The organism is Embleya sp. NPDC127516 (assembly GCF_044765325.1).
Classification (GTDB): domain Bacteria; phylum Actinomycetota; class Actinomycetes; order Streptomycetales; family Streptomycetaceae; genus Embleya.
In genome coordinates this window covers 1-14,981 of record NZ_JBIWJT010000054.1, presented here as the reverse complement: position 1 = coordinate 14,981, position 14,981 = coordinate 1, and the positions used below count along the sequence as shown (strand labels likewise).

Here is a 14,981-nt window from a genome sequence, read left to right as displayed (position 1 = left end):
TCCGGTTGACAGGTGGCGGGCGTGGCGGGCTCCACGTCCCGCAGCGGGCGGTCCCGGCGCAGCCCGTCCGCAGACGCGGGCCGCGATCGGGCCGACCGCGTCGGCGTCGCACAGGGCAATCCTCACCCGCTCACGGCGGCGGCGATGATCTTCGGCGAGGTCTACCGGCTCGGCGGCGAGCGGAAGTTCCGAGCCGTTGGGCCGGGTAGGTGTCAGGGCCGCGGGGCAACGCCCTAGACTCCGGGTCAACGTTTCGTAAAGCCAGGTACGGCGCGGGGGAGCCCCGTACAGAAAACGATTGGGGTAGCCAGTGCTTCTGAAGACGTTCGGCTGGTCGTTCGCGGTCACCGCGCTCGGCTTGGTCGCAGCGATGCTCTACGGGGGGTGGACCGGCTTCGGGGTCGTGGCGATCCTGTCCATCCTCGAGATCTCGCTGTCCTTCGACAACGCCGTGGTCAACGCCGGGGTCCTGAAGAAGATGAATGCCTTCTGGCAGAAGATCTTCCTCACCATCGGCGTCCTGGTCGCGGTCTTCGGCATGCGCCTGGTCTTCCCGGTCGTGATCGTCGCCGTCACCGCCAAGATCGGTCCGATCGAAGCGGTACGGCTCGCGCTCGACGACAAGGACAAGTACCAGCAGCTGGTGACCGACGCCCACCCGTCGATCGCCGCCTTCGGTGGCATGTTCCTGTTGATGATCTTCCTCGACTTCATCTTCGAGGACCGGGAGATCAAGTGGCTCGGCTGGCTGGAGCGTCCGCTCGCCAAGCTCGGCAAGGTCGACATGCTCTCCGTCTGCATCGCGCTCATCGTGCTGCTCGCCTCCGCGATGACCTTCGCCACCAACGCCCACCAGCACGGCGGCATCCATGTGGACAAGGCGGAGACCGTCCTGATCGCCGGTATCGCGGGCTTGGTCACCTACCTGATCGTCGGCGGCCTCTCCGGCTACTTCGAGAACAAGCTCGAGGAAGACGAGGAGCGCGAGCACGAGGCCGAGGAAGAGGCCAAGAGGACCGGCAAGAAGGTCCCGGCGGTCGTGATGGCCGGCAAGGCCGCGTTCTTCATGTTCCTCTACCTGGAGGTCCTGGACGCGTCCTTCTCCTTCGACGGCGTCATCGGCGCCTTCGCGGTCACCAACGACATCGTCCTGATGGCGCTCGGACTGGGCATCGGCGCGATGTACGTCCGCTCGCTCACGGTCTACCTGGTCCGTCAGGGCACCCTCGACGACTACGTCTACCTGGAGCACGGCGCGCACTACGCGATCGGCGCCCTCGCCGCGATCCTGCTCGTCACCATCCAGTACGAGATCCACGAGGTCATCACGGGCCTCGTCGGCGTCGTCCTGATCGGCTGGTCCTTCTTCTCCTCGGTCCGGCGCAACCGCAAGCTGGCGGCGGCCGAGGGTAAGGAAACGGGGTCCGACGAGAAGGCCGAGGTCCCCTCCGGCGTCTGAACCGCTCCGCCGGCGGGGGCCGCAAGGCCACCGCCGGCGGACGGTTTCCGCGGCGTCCGGGCCGAAATCCTCGCGGGCCCGGCCGCGGGGATCCTCACCGCGATGCGCACACCAACACGATCGCCCCGGCCGTCGTAGGTCCCACCGACGCGGTTACCGCGGCACACGACGCCCCACCGCCATGCGCGCACGCACCCTCTCTCCCGCTCCCGAGGCGGGCGCCGTGATGACCACGGCGACGCCCGGCGGCGGCGGATGTCGTACACGACAGACCCCACAGATCCCGAATGACGGGACGAACGGGGGCAGTTCCCGGCCCTCCGCCGCCCACTCCCGAACCAGGTCCGCGAAGATCGGAGTCCGGACCTCCCAAGGAACGTCACCGTCGACCCCGGAGAGCCCCGCCCGTGGCACACCCGGGCCGGACGACATCTCGCGCAACGACCGCGCGCCCTCACATGTTCGATCCACGCCTCCCATCGATAGCCTCCCGGATACACCCGCCGCCGGGCATTCCAGTGCCGTCACCCGTTCGGACGCCGGCCACGAACACCCATCGGGCTCGTGGGCGGTCTCGACGATCGCACATCGGGCGGCGCCTGCCGGCGCCGCCCGATTTCGGTTCAGTGGGTCTTGTGGAGTGGCGGGCAACGACGCCGCGAGACGATCGCGCCGCTCGTGCGAACGGGCACGCTTCAGGGTGGGGGTTCGCGGCGTTGCACGGCGGTGGATCGTCGGGGTGGTCGGGTGAGGGTGATCTGGCGCACGAGCTGATGCAGGCAGGCCGTGGTCGCCACCGCGGGAAGGATGGCGACGACGACGCCCTGGACGGTCATGGAGGCGTGGCTGACGGACAGCGCCATGGACAGGCCCGCGAAAGCGGTGACCACGATCCACGAGTGCAGTGCCCGGCGGCGGTGGAGGCTGGACCGCAGGATCGACAGCGAGGCCACCACCCACGGTCCCTGGACCAGCACGGGCCACCATCGGGCCGGGCCGTTGGTGGCGCCGGCGGTGTGCCGTAGCGGTGCGAGGGTGATCACCGCGCCGAGCACACTGATCACGGCGACCAGCAGGACGCTGACCACCACCATGGAGCTGCTGAGTCGATCCAATCGCCGCGCACCGGTGGCCGGCAGGGCGGCCTCCGGGGGCCGCCGGCGATGACTGCCGCGCACCCGGATCGGAGCCGAGAGTTCGACGGTGGCGGGAGCCTCCTCGGCCTGGTTCCCCAGGAGCCGGGCGAGGTCGGCCTCGAATCCCGGATCCCCCACCACCGCGAACGACGAGGCGAGCCCGTCGAACGACGCGGCCTCTCCCGGTGGCGGCCACTCCGCCACGCCGGGGAACGATGCGGCGCCGGGAGGGAATTGCATGCCGGGCGGGGGGTACGGGTCGTATCCATAACCTTCGTACATGGGCCTGATTCGTTCAAGGGTTGGGCGTTGCCGGGTGCCGAATACACATTTTCAACGCTCGGTGGATTGTCCCGGGATTCACGATCGCGGATCGTCCAGGACGTCGTCGAGTCGGCGCGAGTACTCCGCCGCGAGCAACACCATCGTCAGAGCGAACTGCTCCATGTCGGCGGAGCAATGACGAAGCAGGACGCGATAGCCGGGGCGCTCGATGTACGCGTAGGGAGACCGTTTGAGGAAGGTCGCCGCGCGAGGGGTGAGTACCCAATCCCCCATGGGGAAGGTGCGTTGGGCGAGCGTGGGCGGAACCGCCACGGAGGCGGAAGCTCGGGAAGTCACGCCGGGGTAACGACGTGCTCTGCGCTTCGGCTCTGGTCCGAAACGGTGAACGACGGCCCGGATCGCGTCACTTTCGATCTCGTTTCATACATTTCCGAACGCGGGCGCCGGGGAGCTCTCGTGACCGGGGCCGGGAATTCCGTGCGGCCACAGGGAAGCATGACCGTTGACTCGACCAACTCTTTACTTTCGCAATGGGCAACTCACGAGTTGGTAAAATTCCCGGACACCGCCGCACAGCGGTCCCATCTTCCGTCGAGCACATATTCGGGTGGATTGCTTGTAACCCCGGCCCACACGGCGCCGGCCCACGAACGCCACGAACCCCGGGTTCCTCCACGCCGTCGGCACGATCCGGCGCCCCGGCCGGGCGCACCATCCGACACCGCACGGACACCGTCCTCGCCGACTGGAACGCGGCGGCCACCCGGCCCGTCCTGCGCACCCCGGGAGAGGTCCGCCGGGGCGAGGAGGCCGCTGCACTCAAGCGGGCGGTCCGCACGTCCCGGATCCTGTCCCATCGCAACGCCCCACCCGGGCCCGGCCCGCACACCCGGGCAGGACACAGGACACCGGCCGGCGCAGCCCGCACACCGCCCGTACAGCAAACCCGTTGCCCGCTGTCGAGCCCCCGTGAGAGCATCGAGAGTTAAACGGTCCGTCTCCTTTCGTTTGCGCTTCGCAACGCAAATGAAAGAGTGCGGGCCGTTGTCATGTCCACGGTTTTGAACAATTCATCAAGATCTGCGAATGACAGGTACCGTTCGATGTACACAACAGAGCCGACCGAAGCCTGCATCGAGGATGCGAGCAACATCCTGGTTGCACCTTCGATGGTGCAAGACAATGACTTGATCAGGGACTTCTTCGGGTCCACAATCACGCCGGAGGACCTCGCTTCCGGTTCGGCCGACCTCGCGCAGAAGACCGTCTACCTGTGTGGCGATATATCTCGCATCAGCGGCAGCCAACTGCATGCGGCAGCCCGGGTATTCGTTATCCGGGAGCTATCACACGGTCACCACGAGGACATCGACAAATCTTGGACCCTCGTCGACCTCGGCCGAGTTCCCGTCCGCGTACACGGCGTCGGCGTGTACTACCGCCGCTTTTTCGGACTCGGTGCCGATCACTTCGGGCGGATCCGTGCAGAGCACGCGTTCCAGTCCCTGACGGAGTCCACCAAGCCGGGAACAGCCCATCGCAGCGGAATCTATCTGACGCCTGTCACACAAGACGGCGACGAACTACATTTCCGCCTGCTCCGGTGCTCCACGAATCTCTCGGGGCCCACCGAGGGCTTTCGCCCGACCGACACGAGCATCGTCGAGGCTCTGAACCGCGAGGCCGCCGCCGTCTTCCGGAACCAGGCACCGCTGAATCACGTCCTCGCTCAGATCTACCACAACACCCTGGCCACGGCCGAGCGTAAGCAGTCCAAGGCCAAGATCTCGGCCCACGCCGACAAGACCAAGGACATGCCCGCCAACGGCATCATGGCGTTCTGCACCTTCTATGACGGGCTCGACAAACTGCGGCCCCTGGCCGAGGACGCCTTCGATTACGGAGTGAAAGGTGGCAGTGGGCTGACCAAACTCCACTTTCGCCTCAAGGAGCAGACCGAGGAACGCGACGGGGTCGCGCTCCCCCCGCAGTTCACCCTGACCCTCTATCCCGGCTCCGTGTTCTTCATGCCGCTGTCCACGAACCGCCTGTATACGCACGAAATCCGGCCCTCAACGCTGGACGCCGAGTTGCTCCCGACCCGCCTGGGCTACGTGGTTCGCTGTTCGAGCGCCGAAGCCGTTCACAAGGACGGCCACACGTTCCTCAAAATGGCCCGCGATGTGGTGAAACTGGGGCCACCCACACCGGCCGGCATGAACGAGCTGCGCAGGCTGTACGCCGAGGAAAACAAGACCTCGTCCTTCATTGACTACGGCGACGAATTTCTCTTCAGCATGAACACGGGAGACTACGTTGCCCCCAGAGTCTAGGATCTCGGATGAGATTCTCTCGTGCGCTTTGCCAACCGAGGAGAATCTCTTTGCGGAGCTGTCCGCGTCGGCTCGTTTGGAAGAGGTGGGTAAAGGCCGGCAAGGCGCCGCGCTTACCCGGATCGACGAGGTGGGTGGCGTACCTCTCGTACGGACTACCACTCGATACAGCAGCCCGGCGCAGCGTTTCCGGGCGGTGCACGAACGGTTGGCACAACGAATTCAAGAACGTGCGGCGCTTCCGGTCGGCTTCAACAACGCTCTCATCGAGAGCTACACGAACGCTTACACAACCATGGGCAGTCATTCCGACCAGGCCCTCGACCTGGCCGACGAGTCGTTCATCGCCGTCTTCTCCTGCTACCGACATCCCGAAGCGAGCCCGCCGAGGAAGCTGATCTTCGAATCAAAGGGGTCCGGTGGCGAGAAGTTCGAGATCCCCCTCGCCCACAACAGTATCGTCGCGTTCTCTGTCGACTCGAATCGGCGACTCAGGCACAAAATCGTATTGGACACGCCCACCGCCCGGACGGCGGAGAACCAATGGTTGGGTGTAACCTTTCGGACGTCGAAGACCTTCGTGCGGTTTCGCGACGGACAGGTATACCTCCCGCAGGGTGCGCGCCTCGTTTCGGCCGACGATGAGCAGAGGCGCGAGTTTTACCGACTGCGGCGCCGCGAGAACAATGAAACGGACTTCCTCTACCCCCCGCTGACCTACACCGTCAGCGAGAGCGATCTGATGCCGCCCGTCTGACCTCGAGGGGCATTTGCACCGTACCGCGCGAAAGGCATCACGCACGCCGAAGCAACCATGGTCTTCGGGCTGTCCGCCGCTGATGGGAACTCAGGTGGCCTCGGCACGCCGCCCGGATAGAGTTGCGCAATGCCCGAGCTGAAGCAGCTGAATGCAGGCCACGCCCCGGCGGTCCTGGCCTTCGAGCTGGCGAACCGTGCCTACTTCGCCGCCTCGGTCTCCGACCGCGGCGACGAGTTCTACCACCACTTCGCCGACCGGCACAGTGCCTTGCTGGCTGAACAAGAGGCCGGCGTCTGCGCCTTCTACGTGCTCGTCGCCGAGGAGGGCTCGGTTCTGGGCCGGTTCAACCTGTACGACCTCGAGGACGGCGCCGCCGACCTCGGTTACCGGGTCGCGCAGCACGTCGCCGGCCGCGGCGTGGCGACGGCGGCCGTCCGAGAGTTGTGTCGGCTGGCGACGGTGCGGCACGGATTGCGAACACTGCGGGCAGCCACCGCTCTTGCCAATGCCGCGTCCCAAAAGGTGCTGACCAAGGCCGGGTTCGTTTCGGTCGGACCCGCCGACCCGGCCGGCCTCGGCGGCAAGCCGGGCACCTGGTACCAACGCGACCTGACACTCCGGCCGTAGACCGGGGACGCCCTTGCGTTCCGTGGTTGCGCGATGCCCACGCCCCGGGCGTCGCGTCCGCCATGGCCTACTCCCCATGACCCTGTCGGCGCGGCACCGCCTCGGCGAAGCCGCCACGCCGATCGTTCAACCCTGAACGGATGGCGTCTTCACGCCATGAGGTCGATCGCCTTCCCGATGTGATCAATATTGGTTGCGGGCCCGACCATTCAGCCATCACGTCTCAGGGAGTCCGCTATGCACCGACGCCGTTTCCTGCCGCCCGCGCTCGCCTTCGTCACCTCGGCGCTGCTCCTCGCCACCGCGGCCGCCGCCCCGGCCGGCGCCGCGGACGCCGTACCCGCGGACGACGGCCCGCGCACCGCCTGCCTCGTGATCACCAAGCAGGGTGGCGGCCATCCGACGATCTTCGACAGGTGGGCCGATGTCCGCAACGACTGCGGACGCCACATCGACCGGGTCACGGTCCAGCTCGACTACCACTTCGACCCCGCATGCCAGGCGCTCGCGGCCGGTGGGTCCACCCGCTACCACTGGATCTCGACGCTCCAGGAGAACGTCGAGGCGAACTACGCGTACGAGTGCCCCGGGCCCTGAGCCGCGTCGGCTCCGGCCCTCGCTCACAGTTCATGTGTTCATGCGTTCAAGGAGCAACTCATGCGCAAGCGCAGCAACCGACTCACCATGCTCGGCACGGCCGCCCTGCTGGCCTTCGGCGCCGTCGTCGCGCCGGGTCAGGCCGCCTCGGCCTCGCCTGCGGCTCCCGCCGAGCCCGCTGCCGGGGACTACATGAAGTGCGGCTTCTCGCACCACAAGAGCCTCCCGCAGTACGGCGACTGGTACTACAACTGCACCTGGGCGGATGCCCGCATCACGATCAAGTGGAAAGACGGGCACGTCGATTGGAAGTGCGCCGAAGCCGGCCTGGCCTACCGGCTGGGTGATCTGAACACGGTCGAGGACGCCTGGATCGCCGCCCAGTGCTGACGGTTCGACGGAAAACGTCGACCTTGGCGAACCCGGATCGATTCGCCGGCGACGGCGGGCCTCCGTTACCGGGCATCACGAGCGCGTGGCGCGGGTAAAACGAGCGGCCCAGTCCCGGTCGACGAACTCGGCTTCGACGCCGCGTTCGACTACCACGACGGCCCCATCCTCGGTCCGGCGGCTTCCCACCTTCGTCTCATCCGATGCGGCCGAGCGGACGGTCGCCATCACCTGAGAATCGCGGGTAGTTCCACACCTACCCGGATCCCACCGGCGGAGCGCGGGGTCAGGGTGGGTGTTCCGTCGTGTGCCTGGGTGATGGTTTTGACGATTGCCAGGCCGAGGCCGACGCCCGCGTGCTCGGCACCGATGCTGGGCTTTCCCCCAGGGTCAAGGTCAACCCGTGGCTCGGGCTCCGGCTCCGGCTCGGGCTCGGGCTCCGGCTCGGGCTCGGGCTCGGGACAAACGAACACGTGGATGTTCGAACACGCCATCGGCCGGGGCGCGTCGCCGTCCCCGAAATCGCCGATCATCGAACCGGTTGATCGTCGAAGTCCGCGAAGCCGTCGCTATCCGTGCTATGTTGATCTCAGTTGCAGTTGTGGTACCCATGAACTTTGTGTGCACCTGACGGGCGTGTTCCGTGGGTGCATTTTTTGTTTGGCCGGTCATCTCCGGGTGGGCTCCTTGCGGCGACGCGGAATCGCACTGTGTGGATTCCGGTACTGCTTCCCAGACGAAGGAGAACGACATGGCGACCACCGGCACCGTGAAGTGGTTCAATGCGGAAAAGGGCTTCGGCTTCATCGAGCAGGACGGCGGCGGCCCCGACGTCTTCGCCCACTTCTCGAACATCGCCACCCAGGGTTTCCGCGAGCTCCAGGAAGGCCAGAAGGTCTCCTTCGACGTCACCCAGGGCCAGAAGGGCCCGCAGGCGGAGAACATCGTTCCCGTCTGACGCTTTTCGGCGGCCGTACCAGGGCCCGCCGCACCGTGAGGTCGCGGGCCCTGCCACGGCGTTCGCATTTTCACCGCGGGCCGCCCGTCCCTCTTCCCGAGGTCGTGGCGATGGCACGCGACGCAGTACCCCCGCCCGGTAGGCGGCAGTCGACGGCTTACGACCGCACACCGCCCACCGCCCCCGGACTTTCCGGTCCGCTCCAGCCGGCCGCATTTTCCCCACAGCGCCGCGCCTCCGAAGTGTGTTCGCGCGAATTCCTTCGCCCCACTTCGTTTCTGCTTTTCATTTCGGCTCGTTCTCGTGATACCTTGCGCGGCTTTCGGCTGCCGGGTCTCCGCGGTACGTGCCGTGTCGAGGAAGGTTCCCCGTGAACCCGAACGCCCGCTCCACCAATTCTTCGTACAGCTCCTCTTCCCGCGGACGCAGCGGCGGCACCGGCGGCTACGCCCGCTCGGCCTCCGGTGGCAGCGGCTACGGCCGTTCCGGCGCCTCGGGTCGCTCCGGCGGCTACGGCCGTACGGGCGGTTCCGGTGGCCATGGCGGCTACGGCCGTCGCTCCTCCGGCGTCCGGGGAGAGTTCGCGCTTCCGGTGACCATCACCCCGGCGCTGCCCGCGGTGGCCTCCTTCGCCGAGTTGGACATGCCGTCCGAGCTGCTGGCGACGCTGACCGGTCTGGGCATGACCGAGCCGTTCCCGATCCAGGCGGCGACGCTGCCGAACTCGCTGGTCGGCCGCAACGTGCTGGGCCGTGGCCGGACCGGGTCGGGCAAGACGTTGGCCTTCGGCCTGGCGTTGCTCGCCCGTACCGCCGGCCGGCGCGCCGAGCCCAGGCACCCGCTCGCGCTGGTGCTGGTACCCACCCGTGAGCTGGCCCAGCAGGTCACCGACGCCCTGACGCCGTACGCCCGTTCGCTGCGACTGCGGATGGCCACGGTGACCGGCGGCATGCCGATCGGCCGCCAGATCACCGCGCTGCGGGCCGGCGCCGAGGTGGTCGTGGCCACGCCCGGCCGGCTCAAGGACCTCCTCGACCGCGGCGCCTGCGTGCTGGCCGACGTCGGTGTCACCGTCCTGGACGAGGCCGACCAGATGGCCGACATGGGCTTCATGCCCCAGGTCACCGAACTCCTGGACCAGGTACGCCCCGACGGCCAGCGCATGTTGTTCTCCGCCACCTTGGACCGCAACGTCGACCTGCTGGTGCGCAAGTACCTGCACGACCCGGTCGTGCACTCGGTCGACCCCTCGGCCGGCGCGGTCACCACGATGGAGCACCACGTGCTGCACGTGCAGGGATCGGACAAGAACGCCGCCACCACGCACATCGCCGCCCGCGAGGGCCGGGTGATCATGTTCCTCGACACCAAGCACGCGGTCGACCGGCTCACCGCGCACCTGCTCAACAGCGGCGTCCGCGCCGCCGCGCTGCACGGCGGCAAGTCCCAGCCCGAGCGCACCCGCACCCTGACCCAGTTCAAGTCCGGCCACGTCACCGTCCTGGTCGCCACCAACGTCGCCGCGCGCGGCATCCACGTGGACAACCTCGACCTGGTCGTCAACGTCGACCCGCCCAGCGACCACAAGGACTACCTGCACCGCGGCGGTCGCACCGCCCGCGCCGGCGAGTCCGGCAGCGTGGTCACCCTGGTCCTGCCCGGCGAGCGCCGCCAGATGGTCCGCCTGATGTCCGACGCCGGGATCACGCCGCAGATCACCCAGGTCCGCTCCGGCGAGGCCGAACTGACCCGGATCACCGGTGCCCAGGCGCCCTCCGGAATCCCGGTCGTCATCACCGCGCCCGCGGTGGAGCGCCCCCGCCGTACCGGCAGCGGTTCCTCTTCACGCGGACGCCGCAGCGGCTCCGCCCAGGCCCGCCGCTCCGGCCCGGTCGGCCGCCCCGCAGCCCGCGCGGTCACCGCCGCCTGACCCGCGCCCCGCGACATCCGGCCCTGAAGAGCCGGTCACACCCGCCCATCGGGCGGACGTGGCCGGATACTTCAGGGCCTTCGCCGTCTTCGGGACCCTTCGCCGCACCGGACTCGTCGACGGCGCAAGCCGCGACCATCGCGTAGGTCGCGGCAACCGCGGCGAACGGCACGACAAGACGCGGCGTATCGGACTCGATCCTGATCCGCATGGGACCCGACCTCGCCGCCGTCACCGTCGCCGGAGCCACCCCGCTCGCCCCCGCGACCTTGGAGCGACTCACCCACCGCGCCGCCGAACTCCTGCGCTCCGCCGTCCGCGATTGACCCCGACGCGCCGGCTGCGGGCACCGCGAGGCAAGAACGGAATCCGTCATGGGATCGAGCAGGGTTGCCGACAGGTCGAGGACGAGTTGGGTTGGGTTGGCTTGGGTTGGGTTGGGTTGGGCCGACTTCCAATTCCGTTGCGACACCGCTGTCCGCCGCCACCAGACTCTGGTCAACCGTCACCGGCGTCGCAAAGCCGTCGGATGACCCTGCCTGAGGGCGGTGTTCAGCCTCCTTCGAGTTCCCGGCGCACGGTGGCTGCGATGCGGGTGAGTGCGGTCTCGAGGTGGCGGCGTTGCGCGGCGGTGAGCGGATCGAACACGAGTCGTTTCACCTGGGCGACGTGTTCCGGTGCGCTTTCGACGAGTTTCTGCCGGCCGGCGTCGGTCAGGGTGGCGAGGGTGTAGCGGCCGTCGCCGGGGTCGGGTCGGCGGGCGACCCAGTCGCGGGCCTCGAAGCGGTCCATCGCCTTCGACAGGCGGGGCAGGGTGCTGTCGCAGAGGCGGGCCAGGTCACCGAGCCGCATCGTGGCCTCGTCGGCCGCGGACAGCCGGGCCAGGACCCCGTACTCGAAATTGGAGATGCCCGCGTCCCGCTGCAACTGGCGGTCCAGGGCCGCCGGGAGGGCGATGACGACCGTCAGCAGCGCCTGCCACAGGTCCTGCTGATCGTCGTCGAGCCAGGGCGACCGAGTGTCCATGAGCCTCATCATACTTGCCCGGGAAACTCGCATCACTTGCCTCGGCAACTCCGCATGAGTCACTTTTTCACTTGCCCGGGCAAGTCAAAGTACTTGCCGAAGCAAGTGAAGAAGCTGATCGCGCCGGCGGGCGGCCGTGCACGCGCGGCGTCCCGCCGGGCCGGCCCGGCCGGCCCGGTGTCCCCAAACGTCGCGGTCGGCGGACAGGAACCGGGGGTGCGCGAAGCCCATGACCGTTCCGGTGGGCGGGTTCGAGCGTCGATCGGCCCGTAGCTCGTCCGCGAACGCGAACCCGCCTCGCCTTTGTGTCAGTCCCACACGTCGACATGGGTGACCCCGTCGCGATGTCCTAACCCGAAGGAGAGGCTTGTGACGGAGACCGGTCGGCAGTTGCGGCGGGCCTGGATCGCGCGGCTGGGCCCGCAGGGTGAGGTCGACGTCGACCAGGCGGCATGCCCGGCATGGCCCGTGCGTGTCTGGTGATCTCTCTGCGCGTCGTCGAAATCTCGCTGACCACGCCGGACGCCCTGGAAGCGATCCACACGATCGCCCGCGAGCACCCCGACGCCCTGATCGGCGCCGGCACGGTGCTGGACGCCGCGTCGGCGCGCGCCGCCGTCTCGGCCGGAGCCCGCTTCCTGGTTTCGCCGTCACTGCACCGCGACGTGGTCAAGACCGCGCACCGCGACGTGGTCGAGACCGCGCACCGCCACGGCGCGAGCGCCATTCCCGGAGTGGCCACCCCCACCGAGGCGATCGCGGCCGTCACCGCAGGCGCGCACGCCGTCAAGCTGTTCCCCGCGAGCCAATGGACCCCCGGGTCCTTCCGCGACATGCGCGCGGCCCTGCCGCAGATCCCGTTCGTGCCCATCGGGGGTATCACCCCCGCGCACGCCCCGAGCTGGATCGCGGCGGGAGCGATCGCGGTGGGCATCGGCGCCTCCATCACCGCGGGCACCCCGGAGGAGGCGGTGACCCGAGTGGGCGAACTGCTCGCAGCCTCGGCGTAGTTCCCCGTCAGGACCCCGCGACACCGCGGCCTGGAGTTTGGGTCATGAAATGTTCCAGCCCAGCAGGACCGGCTCTTCGCGCTCGTAGCCGAGTGCGCACAGGCGAGCCGTCTCCAGGCGGAACAGCCGGCCGTCCTCGGGCGGGAGCCCCAGCCAGCGGGCGGTCAGCGCCCGCAGCAGGTGCCCGTGCGCGACCAGCACCGCGTCGTGACCGCCCGCGAGCACGGGCCGCACCCGCGCCAGCACCCGGTCCACCCGCCGGCCCACGTCGGCGATGGACTCGCCGGGGTGGTCGGCGTCGCCCGGGATCACCCCGTCGCGCCACACGAGCCAGCCCGGCACGCTCTCGCGGATCTCGCGGGTGGTGATGCCCTCGTAACCGCCGTAGTCCCACTCGACCAGGTCGGGTTCGATCTCACCCCCGGTGATCCCGGCCAACTCGGCCGTGTGTCGAGCCCTCCGCAGCGGGCTCACGAGGGCGAGCGCGAACTCGCGTCCCGCGAGCAGCGACCCGACGGCCTTGGCCTGCGCCTCGCCCTCTGCGGTCAGAGGAATGTCGGTCAGGCCCGTGTGTCGGCCGGACCGAGTCCACTCGGTTTCGCCGTGTCGTACGAGCATCAGTTCACGCATGTGGTGCGATCCCAACTTCATCCGGGTTGGCGGCGACGTGTCGACCGCTTGGAAACTGCGCGCAGTTGTGTTCATTCGCCGGCACGCGCGAGGCCCCCGCGAGGGTGAGCGAGGCGAACCGGAAGTTCGGGACGACGAGGTCGACGAGGTCGACGTGGCCGACGTGGTCGACGTGGTCGACGACGTAAGTGACGTCGAGGGCGGCGTTGAGCGTGTCGGTGCGGATCACAGAAGCCTCGGTTCCTCGGTACGGGCCGGGCCGGGCGCATCCTCCACTGCGCGCCATGCATACACACCGGCGCCCAGGCAGCCCGCCTCGTCGCCGAGCTCCGCACGGACCAGGCTCGGGTGGCGCTGGAACGTCAGCCCTTCGGCCAGGCGGGCGCGGACCGGGCCGAAGAGGAGTTCACCGGCCTCGGCGAGACCACCGCCGAGCACGATCAACTCGGGGGCGAGCAGTGTCGTGGCGATCGCGAGCGCGGCGCCGAGCGCCTCGGTCGCACGGTCCCACACGGCCTGCGCATCGGCATCGCCGCAGGCCACCAGCGCGGCGACCTCCTCGGCGCCGCTCACCGGTCGGCCCGACCGAGCGGTGTAGGCGGCGGCGATCGCGGATGCGGAGGCCACCGTTTCCAGGCAGCCCCGGCCGCCACAGCCGCACACCGCACCATCCGGGTCGATCCGGAGATGGCCGAGTTCACCCGCATAGCCCTTCGCCCGGACCGGACGCCCGTCGCTGACGACGGCGGATGCGATGCCGGTCCCGATCGCCACGAACAGCACGTAGCGGGCGCCGCGTGCGGCTCCCACCAGGCATTCGGCGGCGCCGCCCGCCCGCACGTCGTGACCGAGCACGACCGGAAGACCGGTCCGCTCCCGGAGGAGGTCGGCAAGCGGAAGGTCGCGCCATCCGAGGTTTGCCGAATACACGGCACGGGCCAGATCCTCGTCGACGACCCCGGGAACAACGACCCCGACCCGGCAGACCGTCAGTTCGCCGGCTTCGGCGCGCTCCGCGAGTTCCATCAGGACGGCCGCGATCTCGGCCACCACCGCGTCCGGGCCAGCATGGCGCGGCGTCGCCCGACGGACCGCGGCCAACGGCCGCAGGCGTCGGTCCAACAGCGCACCTTTCATGCCCGTGCCGCCGACGTCCAGGGCAATCACGCATTCACCGGCCGACGCGGCGTCCCGCGTGAGGATGCGTATGCCGGCGAGCCGGTTTCCCTCGGATTCCAGGTGGGTCCGCAGCGGTGCAAGCGTGGCCGTGGTGCGGGACGGGTTGGTGGTGGGCATGCGACTCCTATGCGCAGATGCAACTCGGGATGCACTGTGACTGCTCGAAGTTGCTTGATGTCTAGCACATTCGCTCAAAATCAAGCAATCCATCGCCCGTTTGGGCACCATTCGGCTGCTCGAACGAGCCCTGCGGGTGACCGGATCGCCGAACCGAGGCCCGTCGCAACACCCCGGAAACCTCCACAGTGAAGTCTGTGACACGCACCCGGCCGTCTTGCCTGACGTGCTCCGACTGCCTCGTCGGATTGGTCTAGACCCTGCGTCCGGCCTTCGGAATCGGTGCGGACCTTTCTCCGGCGAGGTGTTGACTGCCGACACGGCGAGTCCGCAAAATGCTCGCTGTTGCTCAAGAATTTTCACCAAGCCCATGTTGCGAACAGTTTTGCGCATGTGTGCGCATCGAGAGCGCGATCAACCTCTCACCAACGGTCCTGTTTTCCCGAAGACATGAAGGCGGTACTGCGATGAAGCGGCACCAGATGGCATTGGCGGCGACAGGACTGTCGGCCGCACTGCTTCTGTCGGCGTGTGGTGGCTCGGA

General features: G+C 68.4%; 16 protein-coding genes and 1 pseudogene. 9 read left to right on the top strand and 8 right to left on the bottom strand.

Annotated features, from left to right (window positions below):
* The first annotated feature begins 310 nt into the window (after positions 1 to 310).
* Entirely contained in the window at positions 311 to 1,459 is a 1,149-nt protein-coding gene (locus ACIRL2_RS49170) for a DUF475 domain-containing protein (protein WP_395874374.1), read from the top strand.
* Positions 1,460 to 2,154: 695 nt separating this feature from the next.
* Here ACIRL2_RS49170 and ACIRL2_RS49165 read toward each other — a convergent pair.
* Positions 2,155 to 2,799 carry a DUF2637 domain-containing protein gene (locus tag ACIRL2_RS49165; RefSeq protein WP_402241951.1) on the bottom strand — a complete coding sequence of 215 codons (645 nt, stop codon included), beginning with the start codon at positions 2,797 to 2,799 and terminating at the stop codon, positions 2,155 to 2,157.
* Between the two features lie 156 nt (positions 2,800 to 2,955).
* A complete protein-coding gene (locus tag ACIRL2_RS49160) occupies positions 2,956 to 3,192 on the bottom strand; it encodes a hypothetical protein (protein WP_395874370.1) in 237 nt (78 codons plus the stop codon).
* Between the two features lie 791 nt (positions 3,193 to 3,983).
* On the opposite strand from ACIRL2_RS49160, the gene ACIRL2_RS49155 reads away from it, so the two are divergent.
* From ACIRL2_RS49155 to ACIRL2_RS49135, 5 genes are all read left to right on the top strand, one after another.
* Positions 3,984 to 5,213, top strand: coding sequence for a hypothetical protein (locus ACIRL2_RS49155; RefSeq protein WP_395874368.1), 1,230 nt, complete (start codon positions 3,984 to 3,986; stop codon positions 5,211 to 5,213).
* The gene (locus ACIRL2_RS49150) at positions 5,197 to 5,970 is read left to right on the top strand and encodes a hypothetical protein (RefSeq protein WP_395874366.1); all 774 of its coding nucleotides are present in this window, start codon (positions 5,197 to 5,199) and stop codon (positions 5,968 to 5,970) included. Before ACIRL2_RS49155 ends, ACIRL2_RS49150 begins: the two co-directional genes overlap by 17 nt.
* A 129-nt stretch (positions 5,971 to 6,099) precedes the next feature.
* Entirely contained in the window at positions 6,100 to 6,600 is a 501-nt protein-coding gene (locus ACIRL2_RS49145) for a GNAT family N-acetyltransferase (protein WP_402241946.1), read from the top strand.
* Between the two features lie 237 nt (positions 6,601 to 6,837).
* Positions 6,838 to 7,197 (top strand): hypothetical protein, encoded by a 360-nt coding sequence (locus ACIRL2_RS49140; protein ID WP_395874362.1) that lies wholly within the window; start codon positions 6,838 to 6,840, stop codon positions 7,195 to 7,197.
* Positions 7,198 to 7,257: 60 nt separating this feature from the next.
* Complete coding sequence (locus tag ACIRL2_RS49135; RefSeq protein ID WP_402241944.1) at positions 7,258 to 7,587, top strand: hypothetical protein; 330 nt, start codon at positions 7,258 to 7,260, stop codon at positions 7,585 to 7,587.
* A 75-nt stretch (positions 7,588 to 7,662) separates the two neighbouring features.
* Here ACIRL2_RS49135 and ACIRL2_RS49130 read toward each other — a convergent pair whose 3' ends face one another.
* Both ACIRL2_RS49130 and ACIRL2_RS49125 read right to left on the bottom strand, forming a co-directional pair.
* Positions 7,663 to 7,815, bottom strand: a complete 153-nt coding sequence (locus ACIRL2_RS49130; RefSeq protein WP_395874358.1) for a hypothetical protein — start codon at positions 7,813 to 7,815, stop codon at positions 7,663 to 7,665.
* A pseudogene (locus tag ACIRL2_RS49125) lies at positions 7,815 to 7,949 on the bottom strand (two-component sensor histidine kinase); the annotation flags it as partial. The pseudogene ACIRL2_RS49125 and the gene ACIRL2_RS49130, both read right to left, overlap by 1 nt.
* A gap of 389 nt (positions 7,950 to 8,338) precedes the next feature.
* Here ACIRL2_RS49125 and ACIRL2_RS49120 point away from each other — a divergent pair.
* Positions 8,339 to 8,545 (top strand): cold-shock protein, encoded by a 207-nt coding sequence (locus tag ACIRL2_RS49120; RefSeq protein WP_402241941.1) that lies wholly within the window; start codon positions 8,339 to 8,341, stop codon positions 8,543 to 8,545.
* A 370-nt stretch (positions 8,546 to 8,915) separates the two neighbouring features.
* On the top strand, positions 8,916 to 10,475 hold the full coding sequence (locus ACIRL2_RS49115) for a DEAD/DEAH box helicase (RefSeq protein WP_395874354.1): 1,560 nt from the start codon (positions 8,916 to 8,918) through the stop codon (positions 10,473 to 10,475).
* A 552-nt stretch (positions 10,476 to 11,027) separates the two neighbouring features.
* On the opposite strand, the gene ACIRL2_RS49110 is transcribed toward ACIRL2_RS49115, so the two are convergent.
* Complete coding sequence (locus ACIRL2_RS49110) at positions 11,028 to 11,501, bottom strand: MarR family winged helix-turn-helix transcriptional regulator (protein ID WP_395874352.1); 474 nt, start codon at positions 11,499 to 11,501, stop codon at positions 11,028 to 11,030.
* Positions 11,502 to 11,962: 461 nt separating this feature from the next.
* Between ACIRL2_RS49110 and ACIRL2_RS49105 the strand changes: the two genes are divergently transcribed.
* Positions 11,963 to 12,511 (top strand): bifunctional 4-hydroxy-2-oxoglutarate aldolase/2-dehydro-3-deoxy-phosphogluconate aldolase, encoded by a 549-nt coding sequence (locus ACIRL2_RS49105; RefSeq protein ID WP_402241938.1) that lies wholly within the window; start codon positions 11,963 to 11,965, stop codon positions 12,509 to 12,511.
* Between the two features lie 42 nt (positions 12,512 to 12,553).
* Here the strand turns inward: ACIRL2_RS49105 and ACIRL2_RS49100 are convergent, their stop codons facing one another.
* Genes ACIRL2_RS49100 through ACIRL2_RS49090 form a run of 3 tightly spaced genes read right to left on the bottom strand, consistent with a single transcriptional unit; the run spans position 12,554 to position 14,548 of the window.
* A complete protein-coding gene (locus ACIRL2_RS49100) occupies positions 12,554 to 13,141 on the bottom strand; it encodes a histidine phosphatase family protein (protein WP_402241936.1) in 588 nt (195 codons plus the stop codon).
* Positions 13,134 to 13,370: a hypothetical protein gene (locus tag ACIRL2_RS49095; protein ID WP_402241933.1), complete on the bottom strand. Its 237-nt coding sequence runs from the start codon at positions 13,368 to 13,370 to the stop codon at positions 13,134 to 13,136. Before ACIRL2_RS49095 ends, ACIRL2_RS49100 begins: the two co-directional genes overlap by 8 nt.
* On the bottom strand, positions 13,367 to 14,548 hold the full coding sequence (locus ACIRL2_RS49090; protein WP_402241930.1) for an ROK family protein: 1,182 nt from the start codon (positions 14,546 to 14,548) through the stop codon (positions 13,367 to 13,369). Before ACIRL2_RS49090 ends, ACIRL2_RS49095 begins: the two co-directional genes overlap by 4 nt.
* Positions 14,549 to 14,981 lie beyond the last annotated feature (433 nt).

Coding starts and splice junctions, on each gene's coding strand:
- ACIRL2_RS49120 (WP_402241941.1), top strand. CDS start 8,339: ATGGCGACCACCGGCACCGTGAAGTGGTTCAATGCGGAAAAGGGCTTC.
- ACIRL2_RS49135 (WP_402241944.1), top strand. CDS start 7,258: ATGCGCAAGCGCAGCAACCGACTCACCATGCTCGGCACGGCCGCCCTG.
- ACIRL2_RS49110 (WP_395874352.1), bottom strand. CDS start 11,501: ATGGACACTCGGTCGCCCTGGCTCGACGACGATCAGCAGGACCTGTGG.
- ACIRL2_RS49130 (WP_395874358.1), bottom strand. CDS start 7,815: ATGGCGACCGTCCGCTCGGCCGCATCGGATGAGACGAAGGTGGGAAGC.
- ACIRL2_RS49090 (WP_402241930.1), bottom strand. CDS start 14,548: ATGGTGCCCAAACGGGCGATGGATTGCTTGATTTTGAGCGAATGTGCT.
- ACIRL2_RS49145 (WP_402241946.1), top strand. CDS start 6,100: ATGCCCGAGCTGAAGCAGCTGAATGCAGGCCACGCCCCGGCGGTCCTG.
- ACIRL2_RS49140 (WP_395874362.1), top strand. CDS start 6,838: ATGCACCGACGCCGTTTCCTGCCGCCCGCGCTCGCCTTCGTCACCTCG.
- ACIRL2_RS49155 (WP_395874368.1), top strand. CDS start 3,984: ATGTACACAACAGAGCCGACCGAAGCCTGCATCGAGGATGCGAGCAAC.
- ACIRL2_RS49100 (WP_402241936.1), bottom strand. CDS start 13,141: ATGCGTGAACTGATGCTCGTACGACACGGCGAAACCGAGTGGACTCGG.
- ACIRL2_RS49105 (WP_402241938.1), top strand. CDS start 11,963: ATGGCCCGTGCGTGTCTGGTGATCTCTCTGCGCGTCGTCGAAATCTCG.